At 69.0% G+C, this 14,385-nt stretch carries 14 protein-coding genes; 11 read left to right on the top strand and 3 right to left on the bottom strand.

Going from position 1 to position 14,385, the window contains the following annotated elements:
- Positions 1–11: 11 nt before the first annotated feature.
- Positions 12–1,232: a 3-hydroxybenzoate 6-monooxygenase gene (locus AB3347_RS11320; RefSeq protein ID WP_369091894.1), complete on the bottom strand. Its 1,221-nt coding sequence runs from the start codon at positions 1,230–1,232 to the stop codon at positions 12–14.
- Positions 1,233–1,342: 110 nt separating this feature from the next.
- On the opposite strand from AB3347_RS11320, the gene AB3347_RS11315 reads away from it, so the two are divergent.
- Positions 1,343–2,254 (top strand): LysR family transcriptional regulator, encoded by a 912-nt coding sequence (locus AB3347_RS11315; protein WP_369091893.1) that lies wholly within the window; start codon positions 1,343–1,345, stop codon positions 2,252–2,254.
- A gap of 101 nt (positions 2,255–2,355) precedes the next feature.
- Here AB3347_RS11315 and AB3347_RS11310 read toward each other — a convergent pair whose 3' ends face one another.
- Together AB3347_RS11310 and AB3347_RS11305 are read right to left on the bottom strand one after the other, a co-directional pair.
- Positions 2,356–3,249 (bottom strand): LysR family transcriptional regulator, encoded by an 894-nt coding sequence (locus AB3347_RS11310; protein WP_369091892.1) that lies wholly within the window; start codon positions 3,247–3,249, stop codon positions 2,356–2,358.
- 30 nt (positions 3,250–3,279) lie between these two features.
- Positions 3,280–4,491, bottom strand: coding sequence for a flavin reductase (locus AB3347_RS11305; protein WP_369091891.1), 1,212 nt, complete (start codon positions 4,489–4,491; stop codon positions 3,280–3,282).
- A 258-nt stretch (positions 4,492–4,749) separates the two neighbouring features.
- Here AB3347_RS11305 and AB3347_RS11300 point away from each other — a divergent pair, with 258 nt between their 5' ends.
- From AB3347_RS11300 to AB3347_RS11255, 10 genes are all read left to right on the top strand, one after another.
- On the top strand, positions 4,750–5,676 hold the full coding sequence (locus AB3347_RS11300) for an SDR family NAD(P)-dependent oxidoreductase (protein WP_369091890.1): 927 nt from the start codon (positions 4,750–4,752) through the stop codon (positions 5,674–5,676).
- Between the two features lie 28 nt (positions 5,677–5,704).
- Positions 5,705–6,895, top strand: a complete 1,191-nt coding sequence (locus tag AB3347_RS11295) for a Rieske 2Fe-2S domain-containing protein (protein WP_369091889.1) — start codon at positions 5,705–5,707, stop codon at positions 6,893–6,895.
- A 9-nt stretch (positions 6,896–6,904) separates the two neighbouring features.
- Positions 6,905–8,077: an acyl-CoA dehydrogenase family protein gene (locus tag AB3347_RS11290; RefSeq protein WP_369091888.1), complete on the top strand. Its 1,173-nt coding sequence runs from the start codon at positions 6,905–6,907 to the stop codon at positions 8,075–8,077.
- A gap of 11 nt (positions 8,078–8,088) precedes the next feature.
- Complete coding sequence (locus AB3347_RS11285; protein WP_369091887.1) at positions 8,089–9,225, top strand: CaiB/BaiF CoA transferase family protein; 1,137 nt, start codon at positions 8,089–8,091, stop codon at positions 9,223–9,225.
- Between the two features lie 41 nt (positions 9,226–9,266).
- Complete coding sequence (gene mhpD / locus AB3347_RS11280) at positions 9,267–10,067, top strand: 2-keto-4-pentenoate hydratase (RefSeq protein WP_369091886.1); 801 nt, start codon at positions 9,267–9,269, stop codon at positions 10,065–10,067.
- Positions 10,068–10,097: 30 nt separating this feature from the next.
- Positions 10,098–11,054, top strand: a complete 957-nt coding sequence (locus tag AB3347_RS11275) for an acetaldehyde dehydrogenase (acetylating) (protein WP_369091885.1) — start codon at positions 10,098–10,100, stop codon at positions 11,052–11,054.
- A gap of 32 nt (positions 11,055–11,086) precedes the next feature.
- Entirely contained in the window at positions 11,087–12,127 is a 1,041-nt protein-coding gene (gene dmpG / locus AB3347_RS11270) for a 4-hydroxy-2-oxovalerate aldolase (protein WP_369091884.1), read from the top strand.
- A gap of 332 nt (positions 12,128–12,459) precedes the next feature.
- Entirely contained in the window at positions 12,460–13,602 is a 1,143-nt protein-coding gene (locus AB3347_RS11265; RefSeq protein WP_369091883.1) for a porin, read from the top strand.
- Between the two features lie 64 nt (positions 13,603–13,666).
- The gene (locus AB3347_RS11260) at positions 13,667–14,173 is read left to right on the top strand and encodes a hypothetical protein (RefSeq protein WP_369091882.1); all 507 of its coding nucleotides are present in this window, start codon (positions 13,667–13,669) and stop codon (positions 14,171–14,173) included.
- Positions 14,173–14,358: a hypothetical protein gene (locus AB3347_RS11255; protein ID WP_369091881.1), complete on the top strand. Its 186-nt coding sequence runs from the start codon at positions 14,173–14,175 to the stop codon at positions 14,356–14,358. Before AB3347_RS11260 ends, AB3347_RS11255 begins: the two co-directional genes overlap by 1 nt.
- Positions 14,359–14,385: the final 27 nt, after the last annotated feature.

Below are 14,385 nucleotides of genomic sequence, written 5' to 3'. Positions count from 1 at the left end.
GTCGTCAGGCGTCAGGCGTCGGGCGCCAGGCAGTTCTCGGCGTTCCAGTCGTACAGCCAGGCCAGGGCGTCGTAGAAACCGGCGGCGCTGCGGCCTTTCCACAGGTCGTTGCGCACCAGGCGCTCGACGCCGGACGCGTGGTACAGGCGGCCCATCTCGCGCACCGACAGCACCACGCGCGCGCTGCGGGTGATGCGCGAGCGCTGGTAAAGGGCAAAGGCGGCCTCCATGTCGTAGTCGCAGCGGCGCACCGCCGCGGCCAGGGTGACGGCGTCTTCGAGCGCCATGCAGGCGCCCTGGGCCAGGTACTGCATCATCGGATGGGCGGCGTCGCCCAGCAGGGTGATGCGGCCACGGGTCCAGTTGTCGACCGGGTCGCGGTCGGCGGTGCTCCAGCGGCGCCAGCTCGAGGGCAGGTGCAGCAGGCGGCGCGGCAGTTCGGCGACGCCGCCGAAGTAGGACAGCACTTCTTCCTTGCTGCCGTCGCTGACGCCCCAGCTTTCCTGCTCGCGGCTGTGGAAGGTGACCACCAGGTTGTATTGCTCGCCGCCGCGCAGCGGGTAGTGCACCAGGTGGCAATTGGGGCCGGCCCAGACCACCGGGGCGTTCATGCGCAGCTCCTCCGGCATGTCGGCCACCGGCACCACGGCGCGGTACACCACGTGGCCCGAGACCCGCACGCCGTCGCCCACCACCGCTTCGCGCGCGACCGACTTCACGCCGTCGCAGCCGATCAGGTAGCCGGCCTGGAAGCGGCGGCCGTCGGCGGCCAGTACGCTCACGCCCGTGGCGTCCTGCTCGATCGCCTCGATGCGGCAGCTGGTCACCACCTCGATGTTCGGGATGCCGCGCGCCTGCTCGAGGATCGCGGTGTGGATGTCGGCGCGGTGGATCACCGCGTAGGGGTTCCTGAAGCGCGCGCGGAACGCCGGGCCGACGTCGAAGCTGGCGACGGTGCTGCAATCGACCGCGTCCATCATCACCAGGCGCTCGGTGAACACGGCGTGCGCGCGCACCCGCTCGCCGGCGCCGAGCGCATCGAGGGCGGCGAAGGCGTTCGGGCCGAGCTGCAGGCCGGCGCCGATCTCGCCCAGTTCGGCGGCCTGTTCCAGCACCGTGACCCGCAGGCCCAGTTGCGACAGCGCCAGCGCGGCGGCAATGCCGCCGATGCCGGCGCCGGCGACGATGACGGAGGGCAGGCTGGTGGGCGGCTTGGTCCCGCTCTGGTTCATGGTGGTCTCCTGTTGTTGTGTGAACGGCGTCCAGTGTGCCGCCGGATCTCTATTTGGAAAACCGATGAGATGCGATTAACATAATCAGGAATTCAAATAATGGAGACGGAATGGGCTTCGACCTCGAGCTGCTGGCGATCTTCGACGAGATCTACAAGACCGGCAACGTGACCCGCGCGGCCGCCAACCTCGGGCTGCCGCAGTCGACGGTGAGCCTGGGCCTGGGCAAGCTGCGCGGCCACTTCAACGACCGGCTGTTCAGCCGCACTGCGCGCGGCATGGTGCCGACGCCGCGCGCCCAGAACGCGATCGCCGACGTGCGCAGCGCGATGCAGGCGCTGCAGCACGCGCTGGCCGACCAGCCGGCCTTCGACCCGGCCGCCAGCACGCGCGAATTCCGCATCTGCATGACCGACATCAGCGAGGTCGTGCTGCTGCCGCGCCTGCTGAACCACCTGCGCGAGGTCGGCCCGGGCATCCGCCTGCAGATCGCCAAGATTTCGCCCGACAGCCCGGCCGAGCTGGCCGACGGCAGCGTCGACCTGGCGGTCGGCTTCATGCCGCACCTCGAGGCGGGCTTTTACCAGCAGGTGCTGTTCGACCAGCATTTCGTGTGCCTGGCGGCGGCCGCGCACCCGCGCATCAAGGAGGCGCTGAGCCGCGACGCGCTGCGCGAGGAAGCGCACGTGCGGGTGCTCACCTCCGGCACCGGCCACGCGATCGTCGACAAGGTGCTGGCGGAGGAGGGCATCGAACGCAGGATCGCGCTCAAGCTCCCCAGCTTCCTGGGCGTGGCGCGTATCGTCGCCCAGACCGAGCTGCTGGCGATCGTGCCCTTCCGCTACGCCGCCGAGGTGGCGGGCAGCGAAGCGGTGCGCGCGCTGCCGGTGCCGGTGGAGCTGCCGCGCTTCCAGGTCAAGCAGCACTGGCACGAGCGCTACCATGCGGACGTGTCGAACCGTTGGCTGCGCCAGACCATCGCCAGCCTGTTTTCGGACTGGGGCGGGACGACATCGGCGTAGGGTGCACGGCTTTGCCGTGCGCGCGTCCAAGCATGGCATGCATAGCCACGACGCATCCGAAAGTTGAACGCGCGGTCGGCACAGCCGACCACCCTACGGTTTTACTGCGCCAGCAGCCCGGCCAGGCTGCCGCGCACCACCTCGGCCGCCGCGCTCACCAGCGGATTGTTCGGCTGCTGCGCCTGCTGCACCATGCACAGGGTGGTCTCCAGCGCCGGCTGCTCGATCTTCTGCCACGACAGCGCGGGCAGGCCGGCGCCCCGGCCCACCAGGCGCGGCATGATCGAATAGCCCATGCCCTGCGCCACCAGCTCCATCGTCGAATAGCTGGCGTCGACCTGCAGCGCCAGGTTCACGCCCAGCCCCAGGCGCGCGGCGGCCGATTCCACCGCCACCCGCACCGAGTGGTTCCCGTGCGGCAGGATCAGCGGCAGCTCGGCCACGGCCGCCAGGGTCACTTCGCCATGCGTCTCCCCGACCGGCGCCGCGCCGATCAGGTACAGGGGCTCGGCCACGATCGGCGAAATCCTGATGTTGGGGGAGGCCGCCGGGTTGTAGAGCAGGGCGAAGTCGAGCTGCCCGAGCAGCACGGCATCGTAGAGCGCGCCGGACAGGCCCTCGACCACGCTGATCGCCGCGCGCGAATACAGCTCGGCCAGCTGCGGCAGCAGCGTGGGGATGCAGGCGCGCCCGATGCTCGGCGCCATGCCGATCGTGAGCTGGCCCGAGAACGCCGACTCCGAATCGCGCACTGCGATCGCGGCCGCGTCCATCAGGTGCAGCACGCCGCGCGCATACTCGAGGAACTTCTTGCCGGCCTCGGTGAGCAGCACGCCGCGCCCGTGGCGATAGAACAGGCTGGCGCGCAGCTCGACCTCGAGCGCGCGCACCTGCCGGCTCAGGGTCGACTGGCCGATGTCGAGCAGGTCGGCGGCCTTGATGTAGCTGCCGGTTTCTGCGATGCGGACGAAATGGCGGATCTGGGTGATTTCCATGCTGGCTCGCTCATCCTGGTGACGGTGGGGTCAGGCGGCCAGATGCTGGCCGCACTGCTGCCTGCGGGCGGCAATGGCCTGTTCCAGGCGCGCCGCCGATTGCTGCAGGCGCGCCAGCCAAGCCTGCACCTGCGGCAGGCCGGCCGCCGGCGGCAAGGCGCTCAGGCGCAGCACCAGCAGTACCTGGCCGGCCTCGTCGCGCACCGGCACCGACAGGTGGCGCAGGTCGTAGCGGGCGTCCTCCGGCAGCTCGGCCGGCTCGTGCAGGCCGGCGCGCGCCTTGGCCGCCGCCAGCAGACGCCGCTCCTGGCCCGGCGTGCGGTGCCGGTCCGAGTACAGCGCCACCAGTTCTTCCAGGCTGTCGCCGTCGTCCGGCCCCTGCAGGGCGATCGACCAGCCGCGCGCGCGCACCCGCTCGAGCTGGGCCAGCGCGCCGTCCACCGCTTCCTGGTCGGGACGCCCCAGGCGCCGGATCCATTCGCCTTCGCCCGGCGCGCCCGGACTGCCCACGAACAGGGGCCCGAGCGGCGGCGCGCACGGCACCCGCAGGCCAAGGCGGCTGCGCAGGCGGAACTGCGGCGAGCGGTTCTCGGTCGCCACGTAGACCACGTCCCCGCCGACCGCCGCCACCAGGCTGCACTCCGCGTTCAGCTCGGTGGCCACTGCTTCCACCTCGTCGCGGCCGATCTCGGCCAGCTGCACCGCCTCGATGGTCTCGCGTTCGGCCGCCGCCACCAGCGGACCGGGCGAGAAGCGCCCGTAGCCGCGCTGGAAGAACAGCAGCGGGGCGGTGTCGCGCACCAGCGCCATGTCGAGCACGCCGCCCAGCACGATGTAGTGGTCGCCCACCTCGGTCACGCTGGCGTAGTCGCAGTCGATCCAGGCCACCACGCCGTCCAGCACCGGATTGCCGGCCGGGCTGGGATGCCAGGCCAGGCCGGCGAACTTGTCTTCTGCGCTGGAGGCGAAGTGCTGGCAGACGGCTTCCTGGTCGGCCGCCAGGATGTTGACGCAGAAGCTGGCCGAGCCGCGCATGCGCGCGAAGGTGCGCGAGGTCTTCATCGGCAGGTAGCCGATCAGCGGCGGGTCGAGCGACACCGAAGTGAAGGTGCCGATCACCATGCCGGCGGCGGCGCCGCCTTCGTCGATGCAGGTGACGATGGCGACGCCGGTCGGATAGCTGCCGAGCACCTCGCGGAAGCGGGCGCCGTCGATCTGCCGTGCTGGGGTTGGGGCTTGCATAAGTGTCTCGCTGTCTTTGTGGAAGATTCTGCCGGCGCCGCCGATGCCGGGCGGCCGACCGTTTTCCTGATTATAGCGTTCTAGAACGATTATTCAACAACTTAATTGCAGCTTGCGCGCAGCGAGCGGTGAGCGATGCAGATTCTGCATAGTAGCCTTGAGGTGTTTCGACTTGTACCGGTCCGGCGCAGGACTAACAATGGTCGACGTCGGCAGCCGGGAAATGCTGCTCACGCCACCTGGAGACAAGTAGAAACCATGGACAGATTGAAGAACAAGGTCGCCATCGTGTTCGGCGCCGGACCGAACATCGGCGGCACCATCGCCCACTTCCTGGCGCGCGAAGGCGCCCGGGTCTGCGTCACCGACGTCAGGGAAGAAGCGGCCGTCGCCGCCGCCGATTTCATCCGCGAACGCGGCTGGGAAGCCTTCGGCATGGCCGGCGACGCGCGCCGCGACGAGGACGTCGGGCGCATCGTCGCCGCCACCGTCGAGCGCTACGGGCGCCTCGACATCGTGGTCAACATGGCCGGCCGGGTGCACTGGGACGACGTGCTGCACATGCAGCGCGACGACTGGGACGATTCGGTCGCCAGCTTCGCCACCGCCGGCCTGCTGGCCACCCAGCATGGGGCGCGCGCCATGCTGGCCTGCGGCGCCCAGGGCAGCATCATCCACGTGATGTCGACCGCCGCGCACTTCGGCGAAGCCGACGGCGCCTCGTACTGCGCGGCCAAGGCGGGCCTGCTCAACTTTGCCCGCTCCGCCGCGATGGACCTGGCCCACCACGGCATACGCGTCAATACCATCACGCCCTGCTCGATGGAGCACCAGCTCTGGACCACGATGCGCGACGAGATGTTCGACCCCGACTGGGTCCAGCCCGCGCGGCGCGGCTTCTACTCGCGCCAGGAGTACCTGGACCAGCTGCCGCTGCGGCGCTTCCCGCGCGCGGCCGACCTGGCCTGGGCCGCCGTGTTCCTGGCCTCGGACGAATCGTCCTGCATGACCGGGTCCGACATGGCGGTGGACGCCGGCCTGCGTCACAAGTACCCGACCTGGACCCCCGGCAGGCACGACCCGCGCGACATCAAGGATTACGCGCGCGCCACCCGCGTGACGCGCTACGGCGAAGAGCAGGAGCTGCTCACCGAGCTGCTCGGCGAGCCGATCGACCGATCTTAAGAACACCACGAATACCACGGAGACCCACATGGACAAGATCCAGGACCAGCGGCGCGAAGAGCGCGCCCAACAGTTCAAGCAACTTACCGAATGCAGCCGCTGCAAGCCTATGGGCCGCCTGCTGCGCAAGTTCTGGCAGCCGGTCGCGCTGGCCGAGGACGTGGCGCCCGGCGGCGCCATCCCGCTCCTGATCATGGGCGAGGAACTGACCCTGTACCGCGGCGAGAGCGGCGCCCTGCACCTGGTGGGCGGGCGCTGCGCGCACCGCCGCACCCTGCTGCACACCGGCTGGGTGGTGGGCGAGGAAATCCGCTGCATCTACCACGGCTGGCAATTCGACGGCAGCGGCGGCTGCACCAAGCGCCCGGCCGAAGCCAACAACGGCATGCCGCGCACAAAAATCCCGGGCTACCCGGTGCGCGAGTACATGGGCCTGGTGTTCGCCTGGATGGGAGAGGGCGAGGCCCCGGCCTTCGACCTGCCGCGCAAGCTGCGCCTCGAGCGCGAAGGCACCCTGGTCGCCAACGGCCGCGAGCGCTGGGACAACAACTGGTTCCAGCAGGTGGAGAACTCGCTGGACGCGGTGCACGTGAGCTTCGTGCACATGGCGCTCACCGTCGGCCCCTTCGGCAAGGCCGTCACCGGCGCGATCCCGGAACTGTCGTACGAGGAGACCTCGGCCGGCATCCGCCAGACCGCCAGGCGCTCGGAGAGCAATGTGCGGGTCAGCGACTGGACTTTCCCGAACAACAACCACGTGACCGTACCCGGCCTGACCCCGGACGATCCGTGGATCGACGTGTTCGTGTGGATGATCCCGAACGACGAGATGAACACCACCCGCTTCATGATCTACGGCCAGGCGCCGGGCGCCAGCGAGGAGGCGCGCAAGCGCTTCACCGATTACTTCGCCAAGTACGGCAAGTATGACCCGGCCGAGCACCACGACGAACTGTTCGCCTCGCGCGAATGGAACAACCCGGACGACATCTTCGTGGGCCTGACCGCCGCCCAGGACTACCTGTCGATCCGCGGCCAGGCCCGCATCACGGCGCGCGAGGACGAGATCCTGGGCCGTTCGGATCTCGGCATCGTCACCCTGCGCAAGCTGTTCTTCCGCGAACTGGAACTGGTCGAGGCCGGCCAGCCGACCAAGGAGTGGCGTTCGCTGCAGGACGCCGACGCGCTGCCCGTGCAGCCGGGCCAGGAAGCCGCCTGAGGACCGACGATGCTCGATTTGACTCCCCATGATGCGCTCCCCGAAGAGCTGCTCCAGTTCCGCGACTCGATCCGCCGTTTCGTCGAGCGCGAACTGATCCCGCTCGAACACGCCGTCGGCGCCAACGGCATGCTGCCGCCGGAACAGGCCGACAACCTGCGCCAGCGCGCCAGACAGGCCGGCTTCTGGCTGATGGACATACCCGAGGAATTCGGCGGCCAGGGCCTGCCGCTGCTGGCCCTGGCCGTGTTCTGGGAAGAGGTGGGCCGCAGCACCGTCGCTTCCTGGGTGCGCGACCACGGCATCTTCGGCCCGATGGTCGGCCCGATCCTGCTCGGCCTGAACGAAGAACAGCGTGCGCGCTACCTGCAGCCGGTGCTGGAGGGCAGCAAGCGTTCCTGCTTCGCCCAGACCGAGCCGGACGCCGGCTCCGACCCGTCGATGATGCGCACCCGCGCCGTGCGTACCGACCAGGGCTGGCGCCTGAACGGCGTCAAGCGCTACATCACGCGCGCCGCCGTGGCCGATTTCGCCATCGTGATGGCGGTTACCGATCCGGACAAGGGAGCGCGCGGCGGCATCTCCTGCTTCCTGGTCGACCTCGACGCTCCCGGCGTGACCCTGGCCAGCTCGGAAAAGACCCTGATGGGCGATGCGCCCAGCGAGCTCAGTTTCGAGGACGTGCTGGTGCCGTTCGAGAACCTGGTGGGCGAGGAGGGGCGCGGCTTCGCGCTGGCCCAGGGCTACATCAACTATGGGCGGGTGCGCCAGGGTGCGCATGCCTGCGGCGCCGCCGAGCGCTGCCTGGCCCTCACGGCCGAATATGCGCACCAGCGCAAGACCTTCGGCCAGGTGCTGGCCGAGCGCCAGGGCGTGCAGTGGATGATCGCGGACGGCTTCACCGAACTGTATTGCACCCGCCTGCTGGTGTACGACGCGGCGCGCAAGACCGACGCCGGCGCCGAGGCGCGCATGGAGACCTTCATGATCAAGACCTTCGGCGTGGAGGCGGCCTGGCGCATCATCGACGACTGCATGCAGCTGCACGGCGGCATGGGCCTGACCGAGGACACCCCGATCGAACGCTTCTGGCGCGACCTGCGCAGCTACCGCATCACCGAGGGCCCGACCGAGGTGCTGCGCACCACGCTAGCGCGCCAGATCCTGAAACACTACGCCTGAAGGAGGCCCGCATGAATCACCCCCTGGAAGGCATCCTGGTCATCGAACTGGGCACGGTCCTCACCGCCCCGCTGGCCGGCATGATGCTGGCCGACCTCGGCGCCCGCGTCATCAAGGTCGAGCACCCGAACGGCGGCGATCCTTTCCGCCGCCACGCGGGCAAGCTGTACAGCCCGCACTTCGCTTCGTACAACCGTAACAAGGAGAGCATCCAGCTCGACCTGCAGACCGAATCGGGCAAGGCCGACCTGCAGCTGCTGCTGGCGCGCGCCGACGTGCTGCTGGAAAACTACCGGCCCGGCGTGATGGCGCGCCTTGGCCTGACCGAGGCGGCGCTGGAACAGATCAACCCGCGCCTGGTGTGGTGCTCGATCACCGGCTTCGGCGCCGAGGGCCCGTACCGCGACCGCCCCTGCTACGACGCGGTGGCGCTCGGCCTGTCGGGCCTGGCCAGCCTGATGCTGGACCCGGCCGAACCAAGCATGAACGGCCCGACGATCTCCGACAACGTCACCGGCATGTATGCCGCCTACGGCATCCTCGGCGCCCTGATGGGAAGAGCAAGCAGCGGCAAGGGCGCACGCGTCGAGGTCAACATGCTGGAAGCCTCGATCGCGTTTTCGCCCGAGGGTTTTGCCCAGTACACCCGGCTGGGTGCGGCGCCCGGCCCGCAGACCCGGGTCGCGATCTCGCAGTCGCACGCCTTTCCCTGTGCAGACGGACGCCTGGTGACGGTGCACCTGTCCTCGGTCGAGAAGTTCTGGCAGGCCTTCGTGGCCGTCATCGAGCGTCCCGACCTGCTGGAGGACGCGCGCTTCCTGGGTCCGGAACTGCGCACCCGCAACTATGCGGCCCTGAATGGCGAGGTGGCCGCGACCTTCCGCACCCGCAGCCGCGCCGAGTGGTGCGCGCGGCTGCAGGATAGCGACGTGCCCTTTGCGCCGGTGAATACGGTGCCGGAAGTGATGGACGATCCGCAGGTGCGCCAGTCCGGCACCTTCTACCAGAGCACGCATCCGGAACACGGCGCCATGACCGCCATCCACCGCCCCTTGACCATCGACGGCGCGCGCGGACCGACCACCCGCCCGGCGCCGGTGCTCGGCGAGCACGACGCGGCGATCCGCGCCGAATTCGGGCTCGGCTAGACACCGTGGGATGCCGCCCACCCTACAACAGGAGACACAGCATGAACCAGCAACACATTAGCGAGATCGCCGGCCTGCTCCGCACGGCCGAGCAGCAGGGTGTGCCTTGCGCCCCGGTGCGCGAGCGCATCCTGGAAGCGGCCGGCGATACCGACCCGGTGGCCTGCGCCTACGCGATCCAGCAACTCAACGCCCAGCGCCGCGTCACCCAGGGCGCGCGCGTCGTCGGCCGCAAGATCGGCCTGACTTCCGTCGCCGTGCAGCAGCAGCTCGGCGTCGATTCGCCCGACTTCGGCATGCTGTTCGCCGACATGGCCTATGGCGACGGCGAAGAGATTCCCCTTGGGCGCACCCTGCAGCCCAAGGTCGAGGCGGAGATCGCGCTGGTGCTCGAGCGCGACCTGACCCACGAGCGCCACACTTTCGCCGACCTGATTTCGGCAATCGCCTATGCCTTGCCGGCGGTCGAGGTGGTGGGCAGCCGCATCGAGAACTGGAACATCCGCCTGCTCGATACGGTGGCCGACAACGCCTCTTCCAGCCTGTTCGTGCTCGGCTCGCGCCCGGTGAAGCTGGAGCAGTTCGACCTGGCCGGCTGCGCGATGACCATGGAGCGCCGCGGCGAGGTGGTGTCGAGCGGCAGCGGCGCGGCCTGCCTGGCCAATCCGCTCAACGCGGCGGTGTGGCTGGCCGACATGATGGTGCGGGTCGGCACGCCGCTGCGCGCCGGCGAAGTGCTGCTCACGGGCGCGCTCGGCCCGATGGTGGCGGTGGCGCCGGGCGACCGCTTCGTCGCCCAGATCGGCGGCCTCGGCGAGGTGCGCGCGGTGTTCGGCCAATAAGGCCAGCAGTACCAGGACAAGGAGAGCAGCATGACACAAGCGAAGAAAAAAGTGGCCATCATCGGCCCCGGCAACATCGGCACCGACCTGATGATCAAGATCCTGCGCCATGGCCGGCACATCGAGATGGGCGCCATGGTCGGCATCGACCCGGCCTCGGACGGCCTGGCGCGCGCGGCGCGCATGGGCGTGGTCGTCACCCACGACGGCGTGGAAGGCCTGGCGCGCCTGCCGGTATTCGGCGAGATCGACATCGTGTTCGACGCCACCTCGGCCGGCGCCCACGTGAAGAACGACGCCTTCCTGCGCGGCCTGCGTCCGGGACTGCGCATGGTCGACCTGACCCCGGCCGCGATCGGTCCCTACTGCATCCCGGTGGTCAACGCCGACGCATGCCTGGACGCGCCGAACGTCAACATGGTCACCTGCGGCGGCCAGGCCACGATCCCGATGGTGGCCGCGGTGGCGCGGGTGGCTCCTGTGCACTACGCCGAGATCGTCGCCTCGATCGCCAGCAAGTCGGCCGGTCCCGGCACCCGCGCCAACATCGACGAGTTCACCGAGACCACCTCGCGCGCCATCGTCGAGGTGGGCGGCGCGCGCCAGGGCAAGGCGATCATCATCATGAACCCGGCCGAGCCGCCGCTGATCATGCGCGACACCGTGTACTGCCTGGCGGCGCTGGACGCCGACCAGGAAGCGATCCGCGCCTCGGTGCGCCGGATGGCGGACGACGTCGCGCGCTACGTGCCGGGCTACCGCCTCAAGCAGGAAGTGCAGTTCGAGCGCCTGGGCCCGGACCACGCGCCGAACGTCCCCGGCATCGGCCGCCAGGCCGGCCTGAAGGTCTCGATCTTCCTCGAGGTCGAAGGCGCCGCCCACTACCTGCAGGCCTATGCGGGCAACCTCGACATCATGACCAGCGCGGCGATGGCGACCGCCGAGCGCATCGCCGCCGGCATGTCGCAGGCCGCGCTGGCCGCGTAATGGATACACAAGACCAGCCAACCGGAGGCATCATGCTCGACCACGACAAGAAAATCTACGTATCCGACGTCACCCTGCGCGACGGCATGCACGCGGTGCGCCACCAGTATTCGCTTGAGGACGCGGTGCGCATCGCGCGCGCCCTCGACGCCGCCAAGGTCGATTCAATCGAGGTGGCGCACGGCGACGGCCTGCGCGGCTCCAGCTTCAACTACGGCTTCGGCGCCCACAGCGACCTCGAATGGATCGCGGCGGTGGCGGCCAATGTGCGCCACGCCAAGGTGGCGACCCTGCTGTTGCCCGGCATCGGCACCATCCACGACCTGAAGAACGCGTATGACGCCGGCGCGCGCGTGGTGCGCGTGGCCACCCATTGCACCGAGGCCGACATCTCGCGCCAGCACATCGAGTACGCGCGCGAACTGGGCATGGACACGGTGGGCTTCCTGATGATGAGCCACATGAACAGCCCCGAGGGCCTGGCGCAGCAGGCCAGGCTGATGGAAAGCTACGGCGCCCAGTCCGTCTACGTGGTGGACTCGGGCGGCGCGATGAACATGTGGGACATCGCGGCGCGCTTCCAGGCCTTCAAGGCGGTGCTCAAACCCGAAACCCAGACCGGCATGCACGCCCACCACAACCTGAGCCTGGGCGTGGCGAACTCGCTGGTGGCGCTGGAAAACGGCTGCGACCGGATCGACGCCAGCCTGACCGGCATGGGCGCCGGCGCCGGCAACGCGCCGCTGGAGGTATTCATCGCCGCCGCCGACCGCATGGGCTTGCGCCATGGCTGCGACGTCAAGGGCCTGATCGACGCCGCCGAGGACATTGTGCGCCCGCTGCAGGAGCGCCCGGTGCGGGTCGACCGCGAGACCCTGGCGCTCGGCTATGCCGGCGTGTATTCGAGCTTCCTGCGCCATGCCGAAGCGGCCTCCGGCAAATATGGCATTCCCGCCTTCGACATCCTGGTGGAGCTGGGCAAGCGCCGCATGGTGGGCGGCCAGGAAGACATGATCGTCGACGTGGCGCTGGACATGCTCAAGGGCCGTGAAGCGGCGGCGCAGGCGGCCTGAGCTCGCCGGCGGCTGTCCCGCATTCGGCCCGAAAGCGGCCCGAATGCGCCCGGCAGGGCGCGCAAGGGCGAACGATGCAAAAAACGTATAGCAGCGATGCACGGTTTTAACTTGCGCCGTGGCAGCATTGTGTGAAAAACTCTAGAACATATCTTCCAGAGCCGAAATACAGTAAATACCACATCCACCGCAGCCCGTTTCACCGGTGTTTGTTTTACCGATTGGTCGCAAGCGAGCCCACGGCGAGGGGCGCGACAACCCGCAGGGCCGGCGCTCCGGTGGCAAGCTGCCGCCGGGTGCGCAGGGCCCGACACGACAAGAATGGAGACAGCATGAAGAAGTTAGTAGCCGGCATGACCGCCCTGTGCGCGTCGGCCGTATCCCTGGCCCAGCAGCCGGCCGCCCCGCAAACGCAGGCAGCCCCGAGCAGCCTGAAGATCTACGGCGTGGCCGACATTTCGCTGGCGCGCTACCGCACCTCGGGCGAATCGAAGACCGCGATGCATGCCGGCGGCTCCGGCTCGCGCATCGGCTTCCTGGCCAGCGAAAGCCTGGGGCAGGGCTGGACCGTCAATGCCCGCCTCGAAGCCGGCGTCAACCTCGACACCGGCACCCCGAGCTCGACCAACGGCAACCCGAACCGGGTGTTCAGCCGCCAGGCCTACGTCGAGATCGAGAACCGCGCCTTCGGCTCGCTGCGCCTGGGCCGCCAGCAGGGCCCGACCTACGACTTCTTCCCGACCTACGATCCGATGCTGCTGCCGGCCATGGATGCCTGGGGCGTAGTGACCACCCTTGGTTCGCCGGCTCCGGGCGTCGGCTCCGGTACCGGCGCGCCGACCGGCTTCCTGATCAACCCGACCGCACGCACCGAGAACACCATCGGCTACACCTCGCCGCGCCTGTCCGGCGTGCAGGGCCGCCTGTCGTACAGCCCCAACGAGGGTTCGGCCACCCAGGCCCGGCTGCTGGAAGCGGGGCTCGACTATGTGGCCGGACCGCTGCAGGTCGGGCTGCTATATGTAAAGGCCGGCGCGATTGCCGGCGCCGGCAGCCTGGCGGCCTCCGAGTCGAACCAGGAAATCGCCTTCGGCGCCAAGTACCAGGCCGGCCCGGTGCATCCGTACTTCAGCTATATCCGGCGCGACGCCACCGATCCGACCCGGCGCGCCGGCGGCGGGATCATGAACGGCAACAGCGAAACCGTGCGCCTGTTCGGCGTGGCGATCCCGGTCTCGGCGCGCGGCACCGTGCGCATGACCTACGGGCTGTACGCGAGCGGGGCCGCCGACAGCGACGCCAGGAACTACGGCATTGCCTACACCTACGACGTCAGCCGCCGGCTGATGCTGATGGCCGCCGCCACCCACCTGTCGCAGGACGGCGCGGTGCGCTTCCCGGTGTTCCAGAGCCCGCGCCCGCGCGCCGGCGAATCGGTCGACGCCATCACGGCCGGCCTGACCTGGCGCTTCTGAAGCGCGTGCAGGACCGGGCGCGGCCTGCGCCCGGACGTTCGTAGTTCCCAACCGAGGAGTCGACATGTCCAAGCAATCACCCTGGTATTACATCGTCCACTGGCTGCGCCTGTACTTCGGCGCCCACCTGCTGTTCTCCGGCATCCGCTACGCGGCCACCGGCTATGTGCCCGAGATTCCCGGCGTCGGCGGCGAATGGGTGCAGGCCAATGCCAACATCTACCTGTACCAGATGATCAAGTATCTCGAGATCGTCACCGGCGCCCTGATCCTGACCAACCGCTTCACGCTGCTCGGCCTGATCCTGGAGTTCCCGGCCACCGTCAACATCTTCTGGCTGAACACCTTCATCGTCGCCACCCCGCGCCAGCTGTTCACCGGACCGCAGGAGCTGTTCCTGAACGGCGTGCTGCTGCTGGCCTACAGTGGCTGGATGGCCGCCGTGTTGCGCCCGAAACTCGAGCCGCTGTGGCTGTGGACCGGCGCGCGCGCCTATCGTCCGATCGTCGGCGGCCGCGTCGCCGACGAACCGAAGCTCCGTTCGAACCCCATCGCCCAAGAGGTGCATTGATGAACAAGACCCACTGGATTGCCGTCGTCGCCTGCCTGTTCCTGACCGCCGCCGCCTATATCGGCTCGACCGGCCTGTTCTACGCCGAGTTCCGCCCGATCCGCAACTACGACCTGGTCGCCTTCGCGGCGTCATGGGGCGGACTGGCCTGGATGCTGGTGCGTGACCGCAAGCGCGAACACTAAGCGCGCGCTCACGAAAACGACAACAAG

It is taken from the genome of Massilia sp. X63, from assembly GCF_041023745.1.
In the GTDB taxonomy this organism is placed as follows: domain Bacteria; phylum Pseudomonadota; class Gammaproteobacteria; order Burkholderiales; family Burkholderiaceae_D; genus Telluria.
This window is presented reverse-complemented; position numbering and strand designations above follow the sequence as displayed.

Excerpts from the sequence above, each read along its gene's own strand:
- AB3347_RS11260 (WP_369091882.1), top strand. The coding sequence starts at position 13,667 with ATGTCCAAGCAATCACCCTGGTATTACATCGTCCACTGGCTGCGCCTG.
- AB3347_RS11275 (WP_369091885.1), top strand. The coding sequence starts at position 10,098 with ATGACACAAGCGAAGAAAAAAGTGGCCATCATCGGCCCCGGCAACATC.
- AB3347_RS11300 (WP_369091890.1), top strand. The coding sequence starts at position 4,750 with ATGGACAGATTGAAGAACAAGGTCGCCATCGTGTTCGGCGCCGGACCG.
- AB3347_RS11265 (WP_369091883.1), top strand. The coding sequence starts at position 12,460 with ATGAAGAAGTTAGTAGCCGGCATGACCGCCCTGTGCGCGTCGGCCGTA.
- AB3347_RS11290 (WP_369091888.1), top strand. The coding sequence starts at position 6,905 with ATGCTCGATTTGACTCCCCATGATGCGCTCCCCGAAGAGCTGCTCCAG.
- mhpD (WP_369091886.1), top strand. The coding sequence starts at position 9,267 with ATGAACCAGCAACACATTAGCGAGATCGCCGGCCTGCTCCGCACGGCC.
- AB3347_RS11295 (WP_369091889.1), top strand. The coding sequence starts at position 5,705 with ATGGACAAGATCCAGGACCAGCGGCGCGAAGAGCGCGCCCAACAGTTC.
- dmpG (WP_369091884.1), top strand. The coding sequence starts at position 11,087 with ATGCTCGACCACGACAAGAAAATCTACGTATCCGACGTCACCCTGCGC.
- AB3347_RS11310 (WP_369091892.1), bottom strand. The coding sequence starts at position 3,249 with ATGGAAATCACCCAGATCCGCCATTTCGTCCGCATCGCAGAAACCGGC.
- AB3347_RS11315 (WP_369091893.1), top strand. The coding sequence starts at position 1,343 with ATGGGCTTCGACCTCGAGCTGCTGGCGATCTTCGACGAGATCTACAAG.
- AB3347_RS11285 (WP_369091887.1), top strand. The coding sequence starts at position 8,089 with ATGAATCACCCCCTGGAAGGCATCCTGGTCATCGAACTGGGCACGGTC.
- AB3347_RS11305 (WP_369091891.1), bottom strand. The coding sequence starts at position 4,491 with ATGCAAGCCCCAACCCCAGCACGGCAGATCGACGGCGCCCGCTTCCGC.
- AB3347_RS11255 (WP_369091881.1), top strand. The coding sequence starts at position 14,173 with ATGAACAAGACCCACTGGATTGCCGTCGTCGCCTGCCTGTTCCTGACC.
- AB3347_RS11320 (WP_369091894.1), bottom strand. The coding sequence starts at position 1,232 with ATGAACCAGAGCGGGACCAAGCCGCCCACCAGCCTGCCCTCCGTCATC.